General features: G+C 65.0%; 20 protein-coding genes, 1 tRNA gene and 1 pseudogene. 8 read left to right on the top strand and 14 right to left on the bottom strand.

What is annotated here, in order from left to right; genetic code table 11:
* Positions 1–126 precede the first annotated feature (126 nt).
* The 4 genes from SR858_RS09100 to SR858_RS09085 all read right to left on the bottom strand — a co-directional run bounded on the left by SR858_RS09100 (position 127) and on the right by SR858_RS09085 (position 7184).
* Positions 127–2997 (bottom strand): PAS domain-containing protein, encoded by a 2871-nt coding sequence (locus SR858_RS09100; protein ID WP_019922443.1) that lies wholly within the window; start codon positions 2995–2997, stop codon positions 127–129.
* Between the two features lie 71 nt (positions 2998–3068).
* Complete coding sequence (locus SR858_RS09095) at positions 3069–5495, bottom strand: TonB-dependent siderophore receptor (RefSeq protein WP_040377824.1); 2427 nt, start codon at positions 5493–5495, stop codon at positions 3069–3071.
* A gap of 70 nt (positions 5496–5565) precedes the next feature.
* On the bottom strand, positions 5566–6669 hold the full coding sequence (locus SR858_RS09090; protein WP_019922441.1) for a FecR domain-containing protein: 1104 nt from the start codon (positions 6667–6669) through the stop codon (positions 5566–5568).
* The gene (locus SR858_RS09085; RefSeq protein ID WP_154819885.1) at positions 6666–7184 is read right to left on the bottom strand and encodes a sigma-70 family RNA polymerase sigma factor; all 519 of its coding nucleotides are present in this window, start codon (positions 7182–7184) and stop codon (positions 6666–6668) included. The genes SR858_RS09090 and SR858_RS09085 overlap by 4 nt, the downstream gene beginning before the upstream one ends.
* A 96-nt stretch (positions 7185–7280) precedes the next feature.
* Here SR858_RS09085 and SR858_RS09080 point away from each other — a divergent pair, with 96 nt between their 5' ends.
* Positions 7281–8870 carry an aspartate:alanine exchanger family transporter gene (locus SR858_RS09080; RefSeq protein ID WP_019922439.1) on the top strand — a complete coding sequence of 530 codons (1590 nt, stop codon included), beginning with the start codon at positions 7281–7283 and terminating at the stop codon, positions 8868–8870.
* 58 nt (positions 8871–8928) lie between these two features.
* The gene (locus SR858_RS09075; protein ID WP_019922438.1) at positions 8929–9624 is read left to right on the top strand and encodes a YjjG family noncanonical pyrimidine nucleotidase; all 696 of its coding nucleotides are present in this window, start codon (positions 8929–8931) and stop codon (positions 9622–9624) included.
* A gap of 107 nt (positions 9625–9731) precedes the next feature.
* On the opposite strand, the gene SR858_RS09070 is transcribed toward SR858_RS09075, so the two are convergent.
* A complete protein-coding gene (locus SR858_RS09070; protein WP_322534613.1) occupies positions 9732–10106 on the bottom strand; it encodes an AraC family transcriptional regulator in 375 nt (124 codons plus the stop codon).
* A 12-nt stretch (positions 10107–10118) separates the two neighbouring features.
* Positions 10119–10613 (bottom strand): annotated as a pseudogene (locus SR858_RS09065) (AraC family transcriptional regulator); the annotation flags it as partial.
* A gap of 141 nt (positions 10614–10754) precedes the next feature.
* Here SR858_RS09065 and SR858_RS09060 point away from each other — a divergent pair.
* The 4 genes from SR858_RS09060 (at position 10755) to SR858_RS09045 (ending at position 12778) form a co-directional block, all read left to right on the top strand.
* Entirely contained in the window at positions 10755–10916 is a 162-nt protein-coding gene (locus SR858_RS09060) for a VOC family protein (protein WP_019922435.1), read from the top strand.
* The gene (locus SR858_RS09055) at positions 10913–11902 is read left to right on the top strand and encodes a saccharopine dehydrogenase NADP-binding domain-containing protein (RefSeq protein ID WP_019922434.1); all 990 of its coding nucleotides are present in this window, start codon (positions 10913–10915) and stop codon (positions 11900–11902) included. The genes SR858_RS09060 and SR858_RS09055 overlap by 4 nt, the downstream gene beginning before the upstream one ends.
* Positions 11903–11905: 3 nt before the next feature.
* The gene (locus tag SR858_RS09050) at positions 11906–12232 is read left to right on the top strand and encodes a hypothetical protein (RefSeq protein ID WP_019922433.1); all 327 of its coding nucleotides are present in this window, start codon (positions 11906–11908) and stop codon (positions 12230–12232) included.
* 75 nt (positions 12233–12307) lie between these two features.
* A complete protein-coding gene (locus tag SR858_RS09045; protein ID WP_019922432.1) occupies positions 12308–12778 on the top strand; it encodes a nuclear transport factor 2 family protein in 471 nt (156 codons plus the stop codon).
* Between the two features lies 1 nt (position 12779).
* On the opposite strand, the gene SR858_RS09040 is transcribed toward SR858_RS09045, so the two are convergent.
* Both SR858_RS09040 and SR858_RS09035 read right to left on the bottom strand, forming a co-directional pair.
* A complete protein-coding gene (locus SR858_RS09040) occupies positions 12780–13898 on the bottom strand; it encodes a YbdK family carboxylate-amine ligase (protein WP_019922431.1) in 1119 nt (372 codons plus the stop codon).
* Between the two features lies 1 nt (position 13899).
* Positions 13900–15084 carry a cation:proton antiporter gene (locus SR858_RS09035; RefSeq protein ID WP_019922430.1) on the bottom strand — a complete coding sequence of 395 codons (1185 nt, stop codon included), beginning with the start codon at positions 15082–15084 and terminating at the stop codon, positions 13900–13902.
* Between the two features lie 100 nt (positions 15085–15184).
* On the opposite strand from SR858_RS09035, the gene fghA reads away from it, so the two are divergent.
* A complete protein-coding gene (fghA, locus tag SR858_RS09030) occupies positions 15185–16024 on the top strand; it encodes an S-formylglutathione hydrolase (RefSeq protein WP_019922429.1) in 840 nt (279 codons plus the stop codon).
* 76 nt (positions 16025–16100) lie between these two features.
* On the opposite strand, the gene SR858_RS09025 is transcribed toward fghA, so the two are convergent.
* The 4 genes from SR858_RS09025 to SR858_RS09010 form a co-directional block, all read right to left on the bottom strand.
* Positions 16101–16682, bottom strand: a complete 582-nt coding sequence (locus tag SR858_RS09025) for a DJ-1/PfpI family protein (protein ID WP_019922428.1) — start codon at positions 16680–16682, stop codon at positions 16101–16103.
* Positions 16683–16771: 89 nt separating this feature from the next.
* Positions 16772–17734, bottom strand: coding sequence for a chemotaxis protein (locus SR858_RS09020; RefSeq protein ID WP_019922427.1), 963 nt, complete (start codon positions 17732–17734; stop codon positions 16772–16774).
* 162 nt (positions 17735–17896) lie between these two features.
* Positions 17897–18145, bottom strand: a complete 249-nt coding sequence (locus SR858_RS09015) for a hypothetical protein (RefSeq protein WP_019922426.1) — start codon at positions 18143–18145, stop codon at positions 17897–17899.
* A gap of 133 nt (positions 18146–18278) precedes the next feature.
* A tRNA-Gly gene (locus SR858_RS09010) sits at positions 18279–18354 on the bottom strand.
* Between the two features lie 131 nt (positions 18355–18485).
* On the opposite strand from SR858_RS09010, the gene SR858_RS09005 reads away from it, so the two are divergent.
* Positions 18486–20120: a Na+/H+ antiporter gene (locus SR858_RS09005; RefSeq protein WP_019922425.1), complete on the top strand. Its 1635-nt coding sequence runs from the start codon at positions 18486–18488 to the stop codon at positions 20118–20120.
* 16 nt (positions 20121–20136) lie between these two features.
* Here the strand turns inward: SR858_RS09005 and SR858_RS09000 are convergent, their stop codons facing one another.
* Both SR858_RS09000 and SR858_RS08995 read right to left on the bottom strand, forming a co-directional pair.
* Positions 20137–22236, bottom strand: coding sequence for a sensor domain-containing protein (locus SR858_RS09000; protein WP_019922424.1), 2100 nt, complete (start codon positions 22234–22236; stop codon positions 20137–20139).
* An 86-nt stretch (positions 22237–22322) separates the two neighbouring features.
* Entirely contained in the window at positions 22323–24140 is a 1818-nt protein-coding gene (locus SR858_RS08995; RefSeq protein WP_322534532.1) for a family 43 glycosylhydrolase, read from the bottom strand.
* Positions 24141–24179: the final 39 nt, after the last annotated feature.

The following is a 24179-nucleotide window of genomic DNA, read 5'->3' as shown; positions in this document are numbered from 1 at the left end:
TCGATAAATTCAGGGAGCAGAGCAGGCCAATGCCGGCTAAAACCACCCTGCAATTATTCGGATAGCGAACTTTAATTCGTGAAATAAAATTATAGGCCGCTTTGCCGCAAACCTCAAGTTAAAACGTCAACCCGCGAGCACCCGGCCCAGCTCCGCGTGGTCCACCGGCTTGACGAAATGGTGGTCGAAGCCGGCGACCTTCGACAGCAACCGGTCATGCGCCTGGCCGTAGCCGGTCAGCGCGATCAGCAGCTTGCTGGCGGTGCCAGCTTGCGCGCGCAGCCGGCGCGCCAGTTCGTAGCCGTCCATGTCGGGCAGGCCGATGTCGAGGATGAATGCATCGACTTCGTGGGCGGCGCTGGCGCGCAGCGCGGTTTCGGCGTCCTCGAAAATCAGTACCTGGTGGCCCTGCGCTTCGAGCAGCGCGCCGAGCGTGCGGCCGGCGTCCTGGTTGTCGTCCACCACCATCAGGCGCAGGCTGCGGCCTTCGGGCAGCATGGTCGGCAGCGGCGCGGCAGACGGCGCCTGCGGGGCGACCGCCGCTGGCGGCAGCAGCGGCAGCAGGATGGTGAAGGTACTGCCCTTGCCCGCGCCATCGCTGGCGGCTGCCGCGCTGCCGCCGTGCAGCACGGCGATGCTTTTCACCAGCGCCAGGCCCAGCCCGAGGCCGCCCTGGGCCCGGTCCGGGGTGCGCTCGGCCTGGGCGAACAGGTCGAACACGCGCGGCAGCAGCTCGGCCGACATGCCGATGCCGTTGTCGGTCACGGACATGGCCACTTCGCCACTGTCAGCGCGGGCTTCCAGCGCCAGCACCACTTCGCCGCCCTGCGGCGTGTACTTGGCGGCGTTGTTGAGCAGGTTAGCCAGCGCCTGCACCAGCCTGGTCCTGTCGCCGCGCACGTGCAGCTGGCCCGGCGGCAGGCGCAGCACCAGCGCGTGGTGGCGCGCCTCGAGCAAGGGGCGCGACTGTTCGACAGCGCCGTTGACGATGGCCATCAGCTCGAGGTCCTGCTGTTCGAGCTGCACCAGCCCGCGCGTGACGCGCGACACATCGAGCAGGTCGTCCACCAGGTCGGTCATGTGCTTGACCTGGCGGATGATGATGTCGCTGGCATGCTGGATCGGTGTGTCGTGGCTGCCGCGCAGCCTGAGCAGCTGGGCGGCGGTGCTGATCGGCGCGAGCGGGTTGCGCAGCTCGTGCGCCAGCATGGCCAGAAATTCGTCCTTGCGCTGGCTGGCCTGGCGCCACTCGGTTTCCGCCAGTTTCTGTTCGTGGATGTCGGTGCAGGTGCCCATCCAGCGGATGATGTGGCCGGTGTCGCCGCGAATCGGCAAGGCGCGCGCCAGCACCCAGTGAAAGCGCCCCGAGACGTGGCGCAGCCGGTACTGGATTTCGTAGGTGTCGCCCGTGGCCAGGCATTGCTGCCACAGCGCCCAGGCGCGCGGCTGGTCGTCCGCGTGCAGCAAACCGTTCCAGGCCTCGCCGTGGGTGGAACCGGGCGGCACGCCGGTAAAGTCGTACCAGCGCTGGTTGAAGTAGTCGTGCATGCCGTTGGGCAGCGTGGACCACACCATTTGCGGCATGGCGTTGGCGATGGTGCGAAACCGCGCCTCGCTGGCGCGCAGCGCGCTCTCGCTGCGCAGTCGTTCGCTGGTGGAGCGGGTGCGTTCGGCCACTTCGCGGATCAGGGCCAGGTCGTCCTCGCTCCAGCAGCGTGGCTGGTCGCTGGTGACGAAGATCATCGCCACCAGCGTGCCGCGCTCGATCACCGGCACATCGACAAAAGCGCCGGCATGGCGGGACTTGAGCTTGACGGCCATGTCGCGCGTGCGCGGATCGAAATCGACATCGTCGATGGCGATCAGCCTGCCCTGGCTCAGTTCTTCGAGAAAATTGCCGTAGTCGCTGAACTTGAGCGTGGCCGGCGGCGCCTGCAAGCCTGGCGCAGACCAGTCGCGCGCCACGGTAAAGGTCTCCGTATCGAGATCGACGCTGCCGTACCCCACCCGGCTGGCGCCCAGGGTCTCGCCCAGGATCACGCAGGCCTGGATCAGCAGATCGTCGGGTTGGCGTACGCGGCGCGCGGCGTCCCCCAGGCGCACCAGTGCATGGCGCCGCAGTTCGCGCAGTGCACGATCGGTCACGTCGATCCCCTGCACCAGGATGCCGGTAACGAGGCCGTCGCCGTCGCGCACTGGCTGATAGACGAAATCGATGTGGCGCTCGGCGGCGGGGCTGTGCGCCGTGGCGGGCATCAGGTAGCGGGTGCCGTTGGCGACATATGGTTTGCCGCTGCGGTATACCTCGTCGAGCAGCACGATAAAGCCCTGGTCCGCCGCTTCGGGCAGACCTTGCGCCACGGTCAGTCCCAGTACCTCGCGCTGGCCGATCAGTTGCAGGTAGCCGGCATTGACGAAGGTGAAGCGGTGCGCGGGGCCCTCGAGCATGGCCATGAATACGGGTGCCTGCTGGAACAGCTCGGCCATCGAATGATGGTCGCGGATGGTCTGCGCCTGCGCCACGAGTTCCGCGCGCATCTGGGCAGCCTGGTCGGCCTCGCGCACGCGCTGGGTGACTTCCTCGGCGTGCTGGATCACGTATTTGACCTCGCCGTCGGCGCCCAGCACCGGCACGTGCACCGGCTTCCAGTAGCGCTCCACGAAGCCCACCCCGTCTTCGGCCGGCACGTCGTAGCGCTGGATCGGCAAGGTGTCGGGCGCCTTGGTCTGTATCACGCGCGCAATCGCCGCGCCGATATTGGCAGAGCCGTCGGGCTGGTCGAGATCGGGATTATCGGGAAACGCATCGAACAGGTGGCGGCCCAGCAGCTGCGCGCGCCGACCGCCGGTGGCGCGCAGGTGGGCATCATTGACTGCCACAATCACCAGGTCGGGCGTGACTGCCAGGCATGGCGTGGGCACGGCATCGAACAGCGCCGTGAAATCGGCATCGGGCGCAAATGCGGCGGGCGGAACGGGCGGATCGATGTTGCTCACTGGACTAGCCTGGCGGAGGATGGACCGACAGTCTACCGCAAGCAATCGCTTGTGGTCACACCCGAGACGGCTTACATCCGGTAGTCGAGGCTTACCAGAACCGAACGCGGTGCACCATAGCGGTCCAGCCCACCCGACCACGAATAGCCGAGCGCCGAGTAGTACCTGCGATCGAACAGATTATCGACGTTGACGCGCAGTTGCCAGTTCCTGTCGATGCGGTAGCCGGCGCTCAAGCCGGCAATCGCATACGCGCCCTGCGCGGTGTTGTAGCCTGTCTCGCTGCGGTAAATGCGGTCCTGCGCATACACCGAGCCGCCGAGATTCCACTGTCCCAGCCGGTAGCTGCTGAACAGCTTGAACAGGTGGCGCGGCTCGTCGGTGGCGGTGCGCTGGCCGACGTTGGCGGCGTTGCTGTCCTTCGTGTACTTGGCCAGCACATAGGTGTAGCCACCGGTCAGTTGCCACCCCGGCGCCAGTTGGCCCGAGACTTGCAGATCGACGCCTTCGCTCTCGACCTCGCCCGCCGCGCGCGAGCACGACAGCCGGCCACCGGTCGGGCAATTGACTTCGTCGCGCATGGCGCGGTTGGTCTGGTCGATGTGGAACACGGCCGCGCTGGCGTTGAGCTTGCGATCGAAGTACTCGCCCTTCACCCCCAGCTCCAGGTTGGTGCCGGCCAGCGGCGGCAAGGTGTTGCCGTTGACGTCCATCGCGCTTTGCGGCTGGAAGATTTTGGTGGCGCTGGCGTACAGCGAATGCTGCCGGCTGACGTCATATACCACGCCGGCGTATGGCGTGAATCTGGCGCTTTCATCGAGGCTGCGCTTCCAGGTGGCGGCCGTTTCGTACCAGCCCGTCACGTCCTGGGTGTACCAGCCGAAGCGCCCGCCCAGCACCAGGTGCAGCGGGTCGGCCAGGCTCAGGTTGGCGGCGGCATACAGGCCCTTTTCGCGGGTCTTGCGGCCCCAGTTATACGGCGCCACCACGCCGCCCACCATCTGGTACTGGTACGGATTCCAGTTGCCGATGTCGACCGTGCGGCTGGACAGGCTGTCCCACGACTGGGCTGCGGTGGAAGCGTCGCTGCGGTAGCTGGCGCCGGCCAGCACTTCATGGCGGCGGCCGAACCACTGGACCGGGCCGCTGATGCGCGCGTCCGCCACGCTTTGCCGGGTACCGTACTTCCAGCCGGTTTCGGTCTGGTTCAGCTGGTACGGCTGGCCGTCGATGCGGTTGTTGGTGGTGTTGCGGGTGTCGGACGAGGCATCGATATGGGTGGCGGCAAAGCGGGCGCGCCAGCCATTGGCCAGCTGGTGCTCGAGGTCGGCAAACAGCACGTCGTTGTCGCGGTCCTGGAACGAATCGGCATTGTTCAGGTACGTGGAGCGCGGCAGGTCCATGTGGCGGCCGTCGGCAAACGTGGGCAGGCCCACGAACACGCCATTGGTACGGGTTTGCTGGGTGGAGAAGCCCACGGCCAGCGTGGTAGCAGGCGCCAGCTCCCCTTCGACGATGCCGTACAGCGTGGCGTTCTGGTGGTTGACCACGTCCACGAAGCTGTCGCTGTCGCGCCAGCTGCCGGCCACGCGTGCGCGCAGCGTGCCGGTCTCGTTGAGCGCGCCGCCGACATCGGCGGTCACGTGGCGGTCATGCCAGCTGCCGACGCTGGCCGAGGCGTTGAACAGCGGCACAGCGGTGGGACGCTTGCGGATCAGGTTGATGCTGCCGGCCGGCGCCCCGGCGCCCTGCATCAGGCCGGTGGCGCCGCGCACCACCTCCACCCGGTCGATCATCACCATGTCGGCCGAGACGTTGCGCTCGTTAAAGCCGGTCACGTCCAGCCCCAGGCCATCGACGCTGACCTGGCTCACGGCAAAGCCGCGCGCGTAATACGTGGTTTCCTGGTCGGAGACGGCTTGTCCCTTGCTGTAGATGCCGGGCACCGCTTGCGCCACGTCCTGCAGCGTGGTCAGGTGAAAATCGTCCATTTGCTGGCGGCCCACCACGCTCACCGACTGCGGCGTTTGCCGCTGCGACAGGGTCAGGCCGGTGGCCGTGTTCATGGCGGCTGACGTGTACGAGCCGGTGCCTTCGGTGCCTGGATCGGCCTGGGCGCTCACGGTAACGGCCGACAGGGCCGCCGGGTTGTCGGCAACGGCCGGCTTGCGCAGCGTGTAGCTGCGATTACCCTGGTCCACCAGTTCGAGGCCGGTGCCGTCCAGCAGGCGGGCGAAGCCGTCGCCGGCCGTGTAGCTGCCATTGAGGCCGCGCGTGGTCTTGCCGGCAACCAGGTTGCTGTCGATGGCGATGCTGGCGCCCAGCGCGACGGCAAACTGCGACAGCGCCGGCCCCAGCGCACCGGCTGGAATCGCAAAGTTCTGGAGCGCGGTGCTGGCCTGGGCCAGTGCCGGTTGCGCGGGCAAAGCCAACAGCATGGCCCATGCCGAGAGGACGGCAAGCGCGGCGGACTGGAGGCGGGGTGGAGACTGCTTCATGAATTCCCTTTCGTCGATCAGATGGTGTCATATGGTCTGACGTGCCAGCCTGCAAAAAGGGACACTTTATTCATGCGGGTTCGAGGCTGACCCAGAAGCGGGTGCGCTGGCGGATGCGCACCGGCAGCGAGCGTTGTAGCAACTGCAGGATGTTGTCGGTATCGCGCAACTGGAATGCGCCCGACACGCGCAACCGGGCCAGCGCCGGATCGCAGCGCAGCACGCCGGACCGGTAGCGCGCCAGTTCGGCCACGAAGTCGGCCAGCGGCGTGTCGTCGGCCAGCAACACGCCGTGGACCCACGCAGCCACGCCGCCGCGCACGGCGGCAGGCATGGCGATGGCGTGTTCGGTCATTGCCGCCTGCCAGCCGGCGCCGAGCACCGTCGCTTGCAGCGGCGCCCTGGCCGGACGCAGTTCCACGGTGCCCTCGAGCGCCGCCACCTGCGCGGATGGCGCCAGCACGCCATGATTGGCGCGCACGCAGAACCGGGCGCCGAGCGCGTAAACACTGCCGCTGGCGCACTGCACCACCAGCGGCCGTACCCGGTTGTTGCGGTCCGGCGCGGCCGCCACGTGGATTTCGCCGTGGTGCAGGCGCAGCAGACGGGTGGTGGCGTCGAAAGCGATATCGACGGCGGTGCCGGTATTGACGGCCAGGCTGGTGCCGTCGTCGAGGATCAAGGTGCGGATCTCGCCGGTGGACGTGCGCACATTGGCAAACCAGTCCTGCCACGGCGCGGCGCGCACCGTGGCGTAGCCGGCCAGTGCCGCCGGGCCGGCGATGATCAGTGCGGCCAGCACACGGGTGGCGGCGCGCCGGTCCACTGCCGGGCGGCCCAGCACGGGCGCGGCGATGGCCGGCGGCACCATGCCCAGCGTGCGGAGTACCAGCTCGGCGCGCTGCCAGGCCGCTTCGTGGACCGGGTCGGCAGCGCGCCAGGCTTGCCACGCCTGCACGGTGGCGGCGTCGGGCCGGGCCGTCTGCCGGTCCTCGTCGCCGTGCCGGCCGGCCTGGCCGCCCTGCCTCCGTTGCTGGCCGCTCTGCCTCTGTAGCTGGCCCTGCTGGCCGTGCTGGCCGTGCTGGTCGTTGTGGCCGTTCAGGCGGATCAGCCATTGCGCCGCCTCGCGCGCGGCGCGGGCGTCGACTTGTGGCATGGCCAGGAAGCCGGTCATGCGATCAGCACGATGCAGCGCGCGAACGCCTGCACCATGTAGCGTTTGATCGTGCGTTCGCTGGTGCCCAGGCGGGTGGCGATGTCGGCATAGGTCAGCCCTTCCAGCTGCGCCATCAGGAACGCCGCGCGCACCTTCGCGCCCATGCCATCGAGCATGCGGTCGATGCGGTCCAGCGTTTGCAGCAGTTCGAGCCGGTCCTCCGGCGACGGCGCCAGCGGCTCGGGCAGTTGCGCCAGCGTGTCGTGCCACGCCTGCATCAGCGACTGGTGGCGGTAATGGTCGATCACCAGCCGCCGGGCCACGGTGGTCAGATAGGCGCGCGGTTCGCGCAGCGATGGCGCATCGGCGGGCGCGGCGAGCAGGCGCACAAAGGTTTCCTGCGCCAGGTCCGCCGCCTGGTCCGCGCACGACAACTTGCCCCTCAGCCAGCGCAGCAGCCAGCCGTTGTGCTGGAGATAGATGTCGGCGATGGAAGGGGGAGATAGCGCGGCGTTCACACAATACCCAGTCATTTGAGAATAATTCTCATTATCACATTGACCAAATTTCCCGTCAACCAGTTGCGGTTAGCGTAACATTGGCGCAATTTCATCGACGATGGCGGGGTCATGTTCGAATTCGGCGCATTTCTTGCCGGTCAGCCATTGCTGGCCTTGTTTCTTACCATCGCTGCCGGCTACTTGCTGGGGGCGGTCAGTGTCAGGGGTTTGTCGCTCGGGTCCGGCGCGGTGCTGTTTATCGGGTTGGCGGTGGGGGCGTTCGCGCCCACGCTGGTACTGCCAGCCATCCTCGGCAACCTGGGCCTGCTGCTGTTTCTGTACGGCGTAGGCATTGCGTATGGCGCACAATTTTTCCGGGGCTTGACCACTGCCGAGGGCCTCAAGGCCAACCTGGCGGCGCTGATCGCGGTCGGCGCGGCACTGGCGGTCACGCTCGCTGCCGCGCGCTGGCTGCCAGCCATCGACTTGCCGCATGCGCTGGGCGCGTACGCCGGCGCCGGCACCAGCACCGCTGCGCTGCAGGCGGCGCTGGCCGTCTTCGGCGCCGCGCCTGCCACCAGTTATTCAATGGCCTATCCGATCGGCGTGGCCGTGCCGATCCTGCTGCTCGGCGTATACAACGCCGTGTTCAAACCCACGGTGGCCAGGCGCGGCGCGTCCGCGCTGCATGCCGAGGAAATCGCCGTCGACGAGTTCTATGCGATCGGCATGACGCTGGCGGACGCCGCGCGCAACCTGCCGGCGGGCGTGGCGATCGTCGCCATTCGCCGGGGCCACCACAACCTGGTGGCCGACGATGCCATGCGCATCGAGCGCGACGACGTGCTGCTGGTGACCGGCACCGACCGCGACCAGTTGCACGACGCCGCCACCCGCTTCGGCCCCTCCCGTCCCGGCCGCATGCTGCGCGACCGCAGCGACCTCGATTACGAACGCTTCTTCATTTCCAGCGCCAGCGTGGCGGGCCGGCCGCTGGCGGCGCTGGTACTGCCGCCGGCGCTCAATGCGCGCATCCTGCACCTGCGCCGGGGCGACATGGAACTGCCGCTCAGGCCGGACCGGCTGCTCGAGTACGGCGACCGCATCGGCGTGATGGCGCCGCGCGCCAGTTTCGATGCGCTGCGGGTGCTGTTCGGCGATTCGATCCGGGGCACGGGCGAGATCAGTTACATCGGCATCGGCGTGGGCGTCACGCTGGGCCTGGCGTTTGGCGCCATCCACTGGCCGCTGCCGCTGCTGGGCCATTTGTCGCTGGGCTTTGCCGGCTTGCTGCTGGTGGCGCTGCTGCTCGGCTGGCGCCGCCGCACCGGGCCATTGCAGTGGGCGATGCCGCTGTCGGCCAACCTGGTGCTGCGCAATTTCGGCCTGACCCTGTTCCTTGCGGTGGTGGGCATATCGTCCGGCGCCACCTTTGCCGCCACCTTTGCCGACAACGGCCTGCTGTACCTGCTGCTGGGCAGCGCCATCGTGGCGACGCTGGTGGCCGTCACCATGCTGATGGCGATGCTGGTATTCCGCCTGCCGTTCGACAGCGTGGCCGGCATCGTCGCCGGCGCCACCGGCAACCCGGCGATCCTCGCGTTTGCCAACCGCATCGCGCCCACCGACCGGCCCGACATCGGCTACGCCATGATCTTCCCGTCGATGACGGTGCTAAAGATCGTGCTGGTGCAAATCGCCGGACTCTGGGGAGCGTGACCACGATAGCGCCGGGCGTGCTAACATCGCCAATTAGAAACTCTTGCCTTGACCAGACATGAAGCACCGGCTATTTCTGTTTGACCTCGACGATACCCTGCTCGATTTCCGCGCCTCCGAACACCTCTCGTTCCAGCACACCATGCAGGTGCTGGGCCTGGACACCGTCCCCGACGGCCTGTTCAGCCAATACCAGGCCATCAACGTGGCGCTGTGGCGCAGCCTGGAACTCGGTGAAGTGACCACCGAGTTTCTCAAGGTCGAGCGCTTCCGCATGACCTTCCTGGCGCACCAGATGGACCTCGATCCCAAGGAAGCCAGTGACATCTACCTGGCGTCGCTGGCCAACTCGGTGGTGCTGATCGACGGCGCCAAACAGGTATGCGAAACGCTGGCCGCGATCGGCGAAGTGGGCATCATCACCAACGGCGCGGAACATATCCAGCGGCTGCGCATCGCCAGCTCCGGCCTGCAGGATTACATTTCCTTCGTGGCCACCTCGGAAGGCTCCGGCCACGCCAAGCCCGACGTGCGCTTCTTCGAGTACGCGGCAAAGATGGCCAAGCCGTTCAGCAAGGACCAGGCCATCATCATCGGCGACCGCCTCGACGCCGACATCCTCGGCGCCAACCGCTACGGCATCGACAGCTGCTGGTTCAACCGCGACCGGCTGCCCAATACGTCGCAGGCGGTGCCCACGTTTGAAGTGGGCGCGCTGGACCAGATCGTCTCCTCGCTTGAAAAATTGCGGTAACAGCAGGTCGGCAAGCAGAAAGCCAGGTTCGAGCGATACGACGCGTCCCCGGTCGCCTTTCAGGCTGGGTACCAATGCGCCTTGCAGTTCAGCCGTGAACGTGCACGCTACGCCTGGCTGTTGCTCGCATAGCGCAATGCCTGCGCCACGTCGCGCGAAGGCGGCAGCCCGAACAGGCGAGAATATTCGCGACTGAACTGGTTGGGGCTCTCGTAGCCCACGCTGAAGGCGATCGACGTGGCGCTGCCCTGGCCGGCAATCAGCTGCGCACGCGCATGCAGCAGCCGCAGCCGTTTTTGATACTGCAACGGACTCAAGGCCGTCACCGCCTTGAAATGCCGGTGAAAAGCCGACACGCTGAATGCCGCCATCTCGGCCAGCGCCTCCACCCTCACCTGCTCGGTAAAATTATTGCGTATCCAGTTGATGGCGACAGCGATGCGCGACAGCGCCGTGTCGGGCGCGGCGATGTCGCGCAACATCCAGCCCAGCGGCCCTTGCAGCACGCGGAACAGGATCTCGCGCTCGTAGGCGGGAGCGAGCACCGCAATCTCGTTCGGCCGCTCCATCAGCCGCAGCATGCGTATCCATGCATCGAGCAAGTCGTCGTTCACCGGCGCCACCGAGAATCCGGAACCGGACAATGTGCTGCATATCTGCACCGGCAAGTCGCGGATCAGCGCCGCGACAATGGCCGGATCGAGCGTCAGGCTCACGGCCAGGTACGGTTCCCCTGTGGCGGCGGGATGCACCGCCCCCACCGCTGGCAGATCCACCGACATGACAAAATACGTGGCCGGATCTTAGTGCAAGGTGCGGTCGCCCACCGTCATGGTCTTGGAGCCGGTCAGGATCAGGTTGATCATCGGGTCGTACACGGCCGCCAGCAGGTGTTCCGGGATTGCGCCCTGCACCATGGCCACGCGCGGGATGCCGGTGTCGGTACGGCGGTTTTGCGCACCGGCGGCCAACGCCCGCAGTGTTTTCATTTTATCTTCCATGTTTCGACACTAACAGGCGGCGTCCTGCCCTGCAATCAAAAAGCAGAAATAGGCAAGTTTGAAAGAGCTTCAGGTGAGTGAGCGGGGAGCGCCGCCCCTATCATCAATCCTTTGATTCAAGGAGAACCCATGCTCGACCACGTTTTCATCTCCGTCAGCGACATCGCTCGCTCGATCGCATTCTATGAAACAGCACTGGCCCCGCTGGGCATCGCCCATGTGCTCGACTACGACGGCAAACTGGGCCCCGCCGGCCATCCCGATTTGCAAGGAATGGCAGCACTGACATGAAAAAACTGATGATCTATGGCGCGACCGGTTACACCGGTCGCATGGCGGCGCAGAGCGCCGCAGCGGCAGGCACACCGCTGATCCTGGCGGGACGCAGCCAGCCGGACCTCGCCGGGCTGGCCGCCAGCCTTGGCGTGGAATACCGGGTATTCGCACTGGACGACAATGCCTTGATCGACCGCTCGCTGGCGGACATCGGTGTGCTGTTGAACTGCGCGGGACCATTTGCTGCCACCGCTGGGGTGCTGATGCGGGCCGGCATGCGCAATGGCGTGCATTACCTCGACGTGGCAGCGGAGCTGGACGGCTACCGGCTGGCCGAAGAAATCGACGCCGAAGCCCGTGCCGCCAACGTGATGCTGTTGCCCGGCAGCGGCGGCAGCGTCGCCATGCTCGGTTGCCTGGCCGGCCATGCCGTGGCGCGAACCAGCCATCCCGTGCGCATCGCGGTCGCCATGCATGTCGCTGGCGGCCTGTCGCGCGGTTCGGCCATCAGCGCCATGGCCGGCGTGACCAACGCGACGCTGGCGCGCGCCGGCGGCAAGCTGGTGGCGCAGCCTGCCGCCACGATCCGCCAGTTCGACTTTGGCAAGGGGCCGGTCGAGTGCTTCCAGGTCACCCTGCCCGACCTTGTCACGCTCTGGCGCGCCACCGGCGTGGCCGACATCGCGGCCTACGTCCACGTGACCGGTCCCGGCTTTCCGCAGGGCGACCTGGCGGCGCTGCCCGATGGTCCCACCGAACACGAACGGCAAGCCAACCGGTACCAGGCCGTGGCCGAAGTGACCGGTGCGGACGGCTCCGTGGTGCGCTCGATCCTCGACACGGTCAACGGCTACACCTTCACCGCCACCGCTGCCGCCGAGGCAGGCCGGCGCGTGCTGGCCGGCGAATACCGTCCCGGCTTCCAGACGCCGGCCACGCTGTTTGGCAATGGTTTTGCTGCGAGCATTGCCGACACCACCATCATCGACATCGAGGAGTAACTCATGGAAAAGCTGGTAAACCAGTTTATCGAGAACGCCAACGCCTTCGACGTGGCGGGCACGCTGGCGCTGTTCAGCGCCGAAGCGTTCATCGAGGACGTCTCGGTGGGCGATGCCTTTATCGGCACCGACGGCATCCGCCGCTACCTCGCGCAGTACTTCGTCGGCTATCACACCAGCACGAAACTGCTGGCGCTGGAGCGGCTGAGCGACAGCGCAGCCACCGCCCGAGTTGACTTCACCGGCGATTTCGGCCACGAAACAGGCTGGCTCAGGATCAGGCTCGGTGCCGACGGTTTGATCGCTCGCATCGACGCCGCACTCGAATAACCAACGCACCTGCAAGGGCGCACATCCCGGGCATGGCGGCACTCCGCCCGCCACCCGCACCAAAAAGGACAACCCATGACCAACTCACCATCGTTCACCGGCGACACCGCCGACAAGCTTGCGGCTGTCGATGCCCTCTATCGCTTCGCTGCCGGCATCGATCTGCGCGACCAGTCCCTGCTGGCGTCGGCGCTGGCGGAAAACGCCGTCTCCGATTTTCGTCCGGCAGCCGCCAAGGCGGGCTTCGACTATCCTGTCATCGAGGGCAGAGACGTGATCGTCGCAGCCTTGCGCGCCTCGCTGGCAACGCTCGATACCACGCACTCCGTGACCAACGCGCGCGTGACCATCGACGGCGACACGGCGCGGCTCGATGCACTGGTGGAAGCGCAGCACGTTCCGCGCAGCGATCCCACCCGCCATTACCTGATGAAGAACCGGTATGACGTGGAGCTGGCCAGAGCCGGCGATGGCTGGGTCATCACGCGCAACACGGTCGATAACATCTGGCGCACCGGCGACATTGCGGTGCTCGCTGGCATCTAGCCTACCGGCCGCGGAACCGCTGGATCGCTGCGTCCACCATGCCTTCGGCACTGCCGCTGCGGTCGTATTGCTGGCGCAAGTAGTGGGCGTCGCTGCCTTCGTGGGTGGCGCGCACCAGGTGCTGCAACCCTTCGGTGCCGCCCAGCGTGACGCCGTACGGTTCCATCTTGCGCAGCGTGGTCAGAATGTCCTCGCGCAGCGACAGGCTTTCGTAGGTTTTCGGGTGCACCAGCGTGCCGTCCAGGCCGAAGCGGCAAGCCTGGAAGCGGTTGTAGTTATAGACCAGGTAGTCATCCTCGGCCGGCGCCTCTTCGCGCCGTTCCAGCAGGTAGGCGCACAGCGCCTGCAGGTACGCGGCCAACGCGGCGGCGCGTTCCACCGTCAATGGCGTATCGCACACGCGCAGTTCGATGGTGCCGAACTCGGGCTTGGGTCGGATGTCCCAGTAAAAGTCCTTCATGCTCTTGATCACGCCCGTGTGCTCCATCTTGGCGAAATACTCGTGCTCGAAACTGTCCCAGCTCAGCGTAAACGGCGCCCGGCCGCTCATCGGGAACGCGAACACCGAGTTCAACCGCGCTGAATTGAACAGCGTGTCGTTACCCTGCACGAACGGCGACGACGACGACAGCGCAATAAAGTGCGGCACGTAGCGGCTCAGCGAATGCAGCAGGAACAGCGCATCGTCGCCGTTGGCGCAGCCGACGTGCACGTGCTGGCCGAAGATGGTGAACTGCTTGGCTAGGTAGCCGTACAGCTCGGACACCTCCTTGAAGCGCGGCTTGGAGAAGATGCGGCGCTCCGACCATTTCTGGAACGGGTGGGTACCGCCGCCGCAAATGCCGATATTGAGTTGCTCGCCGGCCTGCACCAGCGTGTCACGGATCACCTGCAACTGCGCGACCAGCTCGTTGTGGCGGGTGTGGACGTCGCTGTTAATCTCGATCATGCTCTCGGTGATCTCGGGCGTGACGTTGCCGGGGAACGGCTTGCGGCCCAGCAGGTGCAGCAGGTCGGGGCTCGACGCGGTCAAGTCGTAGTCGGACAGGCTCACCAGCTGCAGTTCCAGCTCCACGCCCAGGGTCAGCGGTTCGGAATTGTTGAATTTTTCCAATGACATGTCAAATCTCCTTCTTGGTCGTTTCGGCAGCCCAGATCAGGGCGCGCTGGGTGAAGATCGGTCCCAGCACTTCCAGCACCAGGGTCATGGCGGCCAGCGCGGCCAGCTCGTCGACCAGCACGATGCCCATGTAGCGGGTTTGCTCGAGCAGCAAGGTGACGAACACCGACATCGGCGCCAGCGCCACGCCGGTCAACATGCCCTTGCGCCACGAAATACCGCCCACCTTGGCAAACACGGTCACGCTGGCGGTCTTGACCAGGAAGCGCGCCAGCAGCAGCACCATGCCCAGGCCGGCGCCTTCCACCACGCGGCTCCACTCCAGCGTGGACACGGCAAACACGAACAGCAGCACGGTCAGCAGTTCGCCGATACCGCCGAAGTTGCGCTCGGTACGGCTGAACGCGACGCGGCTGTGGCGCGCGGCCAGGCCGAACGTGAGCGTAGCGAGCACCGGCGACACCTCGAACGCCGACGAACCGGCCACCAGCAGCACCACGCCCAAAGCAAACGCGATGGTGCCATCCTGCGCCAGCGCGCCCAATCGGCGCAGCACGGCCGGCACCAGGAAGCCGAGGATGGCCCCCATGGCGGCCGAAATCAGCAACTCGATCAGAGAATGCGAGATTGCTTGCGTCAGGCTGCCCGAAGTCTCGAACACCCAGAAGCCGACCACGACCTTGAAGACAAACACGGCCAGCACGCAGTTGATGGCCACCAGGTGCAGCACGCGCTCGGTGACCTGCCCCGAACTGTTCTGCTCGTTAATCACGCGCAGCACGCCGGCCGGCGACGTGGACATGGCCAGCGAGGCCAGCAACAACGACGTCAGCGACGGCATGCCGGACAGCGTGGCGATCAGGTACACCACGCCAAAGGTGGCGGCCGATTCGACCAGGCCGGTGACCAATATCCACGGATTGATGCGCAGCCAGCGCAGGTTGATGCGGTAACCGAATTCGAACAGGATCAGGCCAAAGGCAAAGTTGGCCAGGGTGGTGACGGTGCTGGAGGCGCCGCTGGTGAGCGCCTCGGGAAACGCCTGTGATAACAGGAAACCGACAATGCCGTACACGCTGATGCGCGGCAGCTGGGTCCAGCGGTGTATGAATTCGCCCAACAGCCAGGCAAGAGCGATGGCAAGCGGCCAACCAAGGTCGGCCAGGATGACCTGGAATTCCGGCATGTAGTTCTCCTATTTTTTGCAAAACACTTAACGTTACTAGTAGTATTATGGCCGATTACGCCACCGACTACTGTTCCATAAGAAACATAAGGAAACTTCTATGCTCGAATTACTGAGTGAACACGCCTGTTTCGGCGGCGTTCAACGCTTTTACCGCCACGACTCGCGCGAGATCGGCCTGCCGATGCGCTTCTCCGTGTTCATCCCCGCCAACTTGGACAATGCGCGCCTGCCGGCGCTGTTCTACCTGGCCGGCCTGACCTGCAACGAAGAAACCTTCATGATCAAGGCTGGCGCCCAGCGCTTTGCCGCCGAAGCCGGCCTGATCCTGATCGCGCCGGACACCAGCCCGCGCGGCGCCAACGTTGAGGGCGAGTCGGACAGCTGGGACTTCGGCGTGGGCGCCGGCTTCTACCTGGACGCCACCAAACCGGAATGGGACAAGCACTACCGCATGCAAAGCTACATCCACGAACTGCGCGAGCTGGTCATCGCCGAGCTGCCGGTCAATGGCGCGCGGGTCGGTATCTTCGGCCATTCGATGGGCGGCCATGGCGCGCTGACGCTGGCGCTGAAAAATCCGCAGGCGTTCAAGTCGGTGTCGGCTTTCGCGCCGATTGCCGCGCCGATCAAGTCGCCGTGGGGCAAGAAGGCGTTCACCGGCTACCTTGGTGACGACCAGGAAACCTGGGAGCAGTACGACGCCTCGGTCTTGATGTCGCGCCTGCAGACGCCCTTCCCGGCCGGTATCCTGATCGACCAGGGCCTCGGCGACAAGTTTCTCGCCGAGCAGCTCTATCCGGAAGTGTTCGAGGCGGCCTGCCGCAACGCATCGCAGCCACTGGAATTGCGGCAGCATCCGCTGTACGACCACGGCTATTACTTCATCGCGACCTTCATCGAAGACCACATCCGCTTCCACGCCAAGAACCTGGCGTAAGCGATGCGCTGACAAGCCGCGCCGGCGCCGTTGCCGAGGCGTGCAAGTGGCGCCTCCTTCACTGCCGGGACAAGTGCTACAGCTTGATTTCGGTACCGAGCGCCTTGAGGAATTGCGCCAGCCACGCCGGATGGGCCGGCCACGCGGGAGCGGTGATGAAGTTGCCGTCGGTAATAGCCTGGTCCACCGCGATATCGGCATAGGTGGCGCCGGCCAGCTTGACCTCGGGCGAGCAAGCCGGGTAGCAGGCGATGGTCTTGCCGCGGATGACCTCGGTGGCGGCCAGCAACTGGGCGCCGTGGCACACCGCCGCGATCGGTTTTCCCGCTGCGGCAAACTCCTGGACGATGGCGATCACGCGCGGGTTGAGGCGCAGGTACTCGGGCGCGCGGCCGCCGGCAATTGCCAGCGCATGGTAGTTGGCGGTATCGACCTCGTCGAAATTGGCGTTGAGCGCAAACAGGTGGCCGGGCTTTTCGGTATAGGTCTGGTCGCCTTCGAAGTCGTGGATGGCGGTTCTGACGGTGTCGCCGGCGCGCTTGCCCGGGCAGACTGCATGGACGATATGACCGACCATTTGCAGCGCCTGGAATGGCACCATGGTCTCGTAATCCTCGGCAAAGTCGCCGGTCAGAAACAGGATGTTTTTGGCTGTCACGATAGATCCTTTCGGGGCAAGAAAAAAGGGCCACGACGTTGCCGCCGTGGACCTCGATACTACCGTGTTTTGCTCAGGAGCCTATCCCGTTAGGCGGCAGCCTTGCCGATCACGGTACGAATCGTCGATGCCAGGTCTTCGGCCGAGAACTTGGCCACGTACGCATCCGCGCCCACGCCCTTGACGTGATCCTCGTTGGTCTTGCCCGACAGCGAGGAGTGGATCACCACCGGTATCTTGGCGAAACGCGCGTCCTGCTTGATCTTGCGCGTCAGGGTAAAGCCGTCCATTTCCGGCATTTCCAGGTCGGTCAGCACCATCGCCACGCGGTCGCTGACCGGCAAACCTTCGGCCTTGGCGCCATCGGCAATCGCGTTCAGGCGTTCCCACGCTTCCTTGCCCGACTTGGTCATGATGAAATGCACGCCCATCGCTTCCAGGCCTTTTTCGATCAGGTTGCGCGCCACCACCGAATCGTCGGCAGCGAGCACCACGGAGCCTGGCTTCAACAGCACTTTCGGGCCGATGGTTTCCATGTCCACGTCTTTACCATCGGGCGGCACCAGCTCGCGCAAGATGGTCTCCACGTCCAGCACCTGCGCCAGGCGCGTGTTTTGCACATCGCCATCGACGCGCGCGATACTGGTGACCTTGCCGCCGGCCGTACCTTCGGCCGTCAGCACCTGGCTCCAGTCGAGACGCACGATTTCTTCCACCGATTCCACAGCGAACGCTTGCGTGGTACGCGCGAACTCGGTTACCAGCATGATATTGAGACCAGTTTTTGGGGTCACACCCACGATGCCCGGCAAATCGAGCACCGTGATAATTTGACCGCGCAAATTGACGACGCCCAGCATGTGTGGCGGGGATCCGGCCACAGCTGTCACTTCAGGCATCGCCACGATTTCGCGGATTTTGAAGACGTTAATTCCGAACAATTCCGAGTGTTCACCATTGGCGTCAGCGCCGAGGCGGAACAGCAACAGTTCGAATTTGTTGGAATTGGTCAAATTACTGCGTTCATCCACTTCCTGCTGAACTGATTTCATAGATCGTCTCCGTCGGGTGCGCAGAACAGCGAGTCCACCGCGGACCCCTGCTGCCATTGCCTGAGAAGTATAACGTTCGCAACACTGTTACGGAGCACTTTCAGTGGCGTAATCTTGTCCTACAGCACGATAAACAACGGTCTGCGAGGCAACATTGTCAATTCAGGCAGGAATTTCAGTGGATGTGAACTTGATAGTTTTCCTTCTCGAGCAGATCAGTCGCAAATATCGAAGTTCTCCCGCAACAGCTTGTACGAAGCCTTTTTCGTCGATCGGCTGGTTGGCCCTGGTGCAGACGGTGTCGGGCAGCATGGCGGAGTCCGGGCCTGTCTTGGCCTCGGCTGCCATGGCAGCCGAGGTGAAAAAGGCGATTGACAGTGCGGCAAGCGGAGCAACGGAGCGTTGGGTCATGCGATTCTCCATTCATGAGGAATTCTCATTATGAATAGAAAGGCAACCCACGTCACCTGCCGATGGAAATAAAAAAAGGACCCGCAGGTCCTTTTGAACGCTGTGCAGACCGAAAATCTGCACAGCTGAATGCTGGAGCGGGAGAAGAGTCTCGAACTCTCGACCTCAACCTTGGCAAGGTTGCGCTCTACCAACTGAGCTACTCCCGCTTGGAGAGGCAAGATTATGACAGAACTTTTTCCAAAGCGCCAGCCCCGGGCACTATCCGTTTGCCAAGTTCTTACCGTGCGGCCCTTCGGTTAAACTTCATACCATTTAGCAATGGTAATGAAGGACTGGAATGGATTCGATTGAAATTGTGCTGGTCATGCTGTTGGCCGTGGTGGCCAGCGCGTACCTGATGCGGCTGCTGCCAAGTGCGATTCCGCTGCCGCTGGTGCAGATCGCGCTGGGCGCGCTGATCGCTGCCAAGTCCACGCACGGCGTGGAACTGGAGCCCGACCTGTTTTTCCTGATTTTCCTGCCGCCGCTGCTGTTCCTCGACGGCTGGCGCATCCCCAAAAGCGGCCTGCTGCGCGACAAGGGCACCATCCTCGAACTGGCGTTCGGGCTGGTGTTCTTTACCGTGATCGGCGCCGGCTTTTTGATCCACTGGCTGATTCCGGCCATGCCGCTGGCCGTCGCTTTTGCGCTGGCGGCCATCGTCTCGCCCACCGATCCGATCGCGGTCAGCTCGATCGCGTCCAACACGCCGATCCCAAAGCGCCTGATGCACATCCTCGAAGGCGAATCGCTGCTCAACGACGCCAGCGGCCTGGTATGCTTCCGCTTCGCGGTGGCCGCTGCCATGACCGGCGCGTTTTCAATCGGCAGCGCCAGCCTGACGTTCGTGTGGGTGGTGATCGCGGGCCTCGGTTCCGGCGTGGCCGTCACCATGGTCGTGACCTGGGTGCAGCGCTGGCTCACGCGCCACTTCGGCGAACCGGTCGGCTCGCCGATCCTGGTCAACCTGCTGCTGCCGTTCGGCGCCTACCTGGTGGCCGAGCGACTTAATGCATCCGGCATCCTGGCGGCGGTGGCGGCCGGCGTGACCATGAGCTACGTGGAGCTGAGCGGCCAGGCCATGGCCAATACCCGCATCCAGCGCTCGGCCGTGTGGGACACGGTGCAATTCGCGCTCAACGGCATCATGTTCGTGCTGCTGGGCGAGCAACTGCCCGACATCTTCAAGGGCGCCCGCGCCACCATCGAGGAAAGCGGCCACCTCAACCCGTGGTGGCTGGCGGTCTACGCGGTGGCCATTACCGGCGGCCTGCTGGTGCTGCGCTTTGCCTGGGTATGGGCGTCGCTGCGGCTGACCATTTTCAAGCAGCGCCTGCGCCACGCGCCGGGTCCCCAAATCAAGTGGCGCCTGGTGATGGCCACCACGCTGGCTGGCGCACGCGGCACCATCACCCTGGCCGGCGTGCTGACGCTGCCGCTGCTGCTGCCCAACGGCGAGCCCTTCCCCGCCCGCGCGCTGACCATCTTCCTGGCCTGCTCGGTGATCCTGCTCTCGCTGCTGATCGCCAGCATCGGCCTGCCGCGCCTGCTCAAGGGCGTAACGTTCCCGTCCGAGCCGGAAGAGCAGCAGGAGGAAGACCTGGGGCGCCGCGCCGCCGCCACTGCCGCACTCGAAGCGGTCAAGGATGCGCAGATCAAGCTGATGGAGTCGGGTACCTGCGCCGATCCGAACGTGTATCCGGAAGCGGCGGGCCGCGTGATCGCGTTCTACGAGCACCGGCTCAAGGAAGTGGAACCGGAGAAGGAAGGCGCCTGGCGCCGCACCGATTCGGCCGAACGCGAGCTGCGCCTGGCGGGACTGAAGGCCGAGCGGCGCGTGGTGTTCGACCTGGCGCGGCACGACAAGATCTCGGATTCGATTTCGCGCAAGCTGGTGCGCGAAATCGATCTGATGGAGGAGCGTTACAAATAAGCGTTAAAACCGAGCGCTAAAAATTCATCGGGGCCGAGGCATCCTGCAGCATGTTCTCGGCCGCTTCCGGGCGGCCGAACAAAAAGCCCTGGAAGTGCGAGCAGCCCTCGTTCTTCAGTTGCAGGAACTGCGCCTCGGTTTCGACGCCCTCGGCCGTGGTCTTGATCAGCAGGCTGCTCGACAGGCCGGTGATGGCGCGGATGATCGCCATCGCCTCCTTGCTGGTGCCCATGTCGCGCACGAACGATTTGTCGATCTTGATGCGGTCGAACGGGAACGAGCGCAGGTAACTGAGCGACGAGTAGCCGGTGCCGAAATCGTCAAGCGAAATCGCCACGCCCAAATGCTTGAGCGCGCGCAGCGTGCGGATATTGCCGTCGCTGTTGTCGAGCAGGACCGATTCCGTGATTTCCAGCTCCAGCCGGGCCGGGTCCAGGCCCGAGTCGGCCAACGCCAGCGCCACCACCTTGACCAGGTCGGTGCACTTGAACTGCACCGGCGACAGGTTGACCGCCACCACCGCATTATTTTCCCAGCCGACTGCCTCCTGGCAGGCCAGGTTCAGCGCACGCACGCCGATCTCGTGGATCAAGCCGGTTTCCTCGGCAATCGGGATGAACTCCATCGGCGGCACCAGCCCGCGCACGGGATGTTGCCAGCGCATCAGTGCCTCGTAACCGGAAATGCGGCCGTCCGATTCGATCACCGGCTGGTAGTGCATTGCAAGCTGGCCCTGGTGCAGCGCGCGGCGCAGTTCGGTTTCCATCTGGCGCCGGTGGCGCGACGCTTCTTCCAGCTCCGGGCGGAAGACTTCGAAACGATTGCGGCCGTTGCGCTTGGCTTCGTACAGCGCCATGTCGCCGTAGCGCATCAGCTCCTCGCCGCTGGCCGGTTCGGTGGCAGTGGCCTGTGCAATACCCACCGACAGCCCCACCGAAAAACTGTGGCCGTCAATCAGGAACGCCGGCGCCACCGCGTCGATCAGGCGCTGGGCCGCAAGCCGCGCTTCATCGAGCCGTTTCACGCGCGGCAGCACCACGGCAAATTCGTCGCCGCCCAGGCGTGCCAGCGTATCCTGCTCGCGCAGCGATTTTTTCAGGCGTTTGCCCAGCGCCAGCAGGATCTTGTCACCGAAGGCGTGGCCCAGCGCGTCGTTGATGTTCTTGAAGTTATCGAGGTCCAGGCACAGGATGGCGGTGCCGGTCTCGCTGCCCTCCCCATCCAAGATGGCCTGCTCCAGGCGAGCGTTGAAGAAGGCGCGGTTGGGCAGGTCGGTCAGGCCGTCGTGCTGGGCCATGTGGTGGATTTGCGCGTAGGCGGCCAGTTCCTCGGTGACGTCCTCGGTAATCACCAGCACGTAATCGCCGCCCTCGTCGGGCCGGCTGCCGATCGCCACCCGGCTGCGCAGGTGGCGCGGACCGATCGACGTCTGCACCAGGCTTTCGCTGTCCACCCGTTCCGCTTCGGACAGGTCGCCCGAGGTCTGGCGCGCGATGTACGCGGCGATTTCCGACGTCAGGCACTGGTCGGGGGTGCGGCCCACCATGTCGTGGCGCGGCTGGGCGAACAGCAGTTTCGCCTGCTGGTTGGCCAGCAGGATCTCGCCGGTGGCGCGGTCCAGCGCCAGCACGCTGGCCGGAATATTGGCGATCACCGAATCGAGGAAGCGCGACATGCCGGCCATTTGCACGCTGTACTGCTCTGCCATTTCCTTTGCTTCGATCAGGCTCAGCTGCTGCTGGCGGCGCTCGGTGACATCGCGCGTGATCTTGGCAAAGCCGAGCAGCACGCCGCGCTGGTCGCGGATCGCCTCGATCACCACGCTGGTCCAGAAGCGGCTACCATTCTTGCGCAGGCGCCAGCCTTCCGCTTCGAAGCGGCTGTCCTCGCGCGCAATCGACAGCGCGCGCTGCGGCAGGCCGACAGCGCGATCCTCGTCGCTGTAGAACAGCGCGAAATTCTTGCCGATGATTTCGTCCGCCTGGTAGCCCTTGGCGCGCTCGGCGCCGGCGTTCCAGTTGATCACATGGCCGTCGGGATCGAGCATGTAAATGGCATAGTCGGAGACGCCTTGCACCAGCAGGCGATACATCAGGTCGGAGTTAACGGCAGTCATGGCGTGGATGTAATGCGAGGGGAATATCTAACTATACAGTAATTAATTCTCCTCGGAAATTATGCAAATTATCCAATACAAAACTGTTACTTCGATACCGCATCGAGAGCCCGGAATGTGAAATCGTTGAGTCGCACCGTACCCGCGCCAGCACAGTACACGCCCAGCTTCAGGCTGAGAAAACCGCCGAACACATTGTGGTGGATGCCCGATACTTCCATGCGCGTACCGTGCAGCGTCCAGTGGCGGCCGCCATCGTGCGAGTAGTGAAAGGTGATCACGTTTTCCACGTTGGTCAGGCGCACCCGCACCGTCGAGGTGGCGCGCTGTACGCGGGCCCAGCCGTGCTCTTCGGCGTACTGGAAAGTCTTGATGGTGTCCGGCGCAAAGCCCAGTCCCACGAACGCCTTGCTGTTATAGAACAGCAGCAGGCCGGCCTCCGCCTGCCCGTCCAGGGTGAGCGTGATTTCACCCTGGTACGAGTGCTCGCCCACCCCGCAGGTGAGCGGCCGGCTGTCGGCCGGCGTATGGCCGCGCCCGGCCAGTTCCAGCCCCTGCTGCGTGTAGCGGGCGCGGCGCGACTCGCCGGGCGCGGGATCGTGGAACGCCCACTGCACGCCCATGCGGTTGCTGCTGAAGTTGTCGGACAGGGCATGGCCCGAAGGTCCGGCCTTGCCCCCGCGCGGTTTCGGCAGCGGCCGCGACAAATCGCCGCCCAGCGCGCGGAACCAGCCGTCGGCAGTCCACTCGATCGGTTCGAGCAGGGTCTGGCGGCCCAGCGTGCGGTAGCCGTTTTCGTAGCCGTGATAAATCATCCACCAGTCGCCGGCCGGGCCTTGGACCAGCGTGGCATGGCCGCGCGACCACCAGGGCTCGGCGGTGCCGGTGGTGCGCACCAGCGGATTGTGCGGGCAATGTTCCCACGGTCCGTGGATCGACGCCGACCGCGCGGCAATCACCATGTGGCCGGTGACCGGCCCGGCAGTGCCGCCCACTGCCGTCACCAGGTAAAACCACTTGCCGCGACGCAGCAGCTTCGGGCCTTCGGGCGCGAAGTTTTCCACCACCCAGTCGGCCGGGTAGCGCCATGGCTCGTAGGCCTTTTCCAGTTGGCCGTCGGTGGCCAGGCCATCGTCGGTGAGTCGGATCTTGCGGATGCCGTTGACGAACAGGTAGCGCTTGCCATCCTCGCCCACCACGTGGCCGGGATCGATGCAACCGGCGATCTTGAGATCGACCGGCTCGCTCCACGGGCCGGCGATGTTGTCGGCCCAGATCGCGTAGATCGACCAGGCATCGCCGTCGGGCGCGGCGGGAATATAGATGAAGTAGCGGCCGTTGTGCTTGCACAGGTCCACCGCCCACACGGCGCCCAGCGGCTTGGTCAGGGCGGCGGTGATCGGCCGCCAGTTGACCAGGTCGGTCGAATGCCAGATCACCAGGCCGGGATACGAATAGAACGACGAGTACGTCAGGTAGTAGTCGCTGCCGTCCTTGAGCACGGTCGGGTCGGGATGGTCACCGGCAATGATGGGGTTGCGGTACAGGCCGTTGCCGAGGTCGGCCTGGCGCTGGCCTTCCACGCCTTTGCCCCAGCCTGGCGAAGGTGGCGTGCAGCCATCCCCGCCCCGGCTGGTAGCCGCGTTGGCATTGCCGCTGGTGTCGGCGGCGCCTGCGCCTGCGCCTGCGCCGTTGCCGTTGCCGTTGCCGTTGCCGGGGCGGGTGCGGGTGCCGTTGCCGTTGCCGTTGCCGTTGCCGGGGCGGGTGCCGGTGCCTGCGACTGTGGCGCTGCGGCTGTTGGCGGTGACGCCAGCGGTGGCAGCGAGCGCAGGTGTGGCCGACAGCGTGACGGCGCCGGCCAGCATGGTTTTAACGGCCTTGCGGCGGGCATCGTTGGTCATCATGACTCTCCATCATTATTGTGACCACAGGGTATCTGAAAA

This window comes from Duganella zoogloeoides (genome assembly GCF_034479515.1).
Taxonomy (GTDB): Bacteria; Pseudomonadota; Gammaproteobacteria; order Burkholderiales; family Burkholderiaceae_D; genus Rugamonas; species Rugamonas zoogloeoides.
This window is presented reverse-complemented; position numbering and strand designations above follow the sequence as displayed.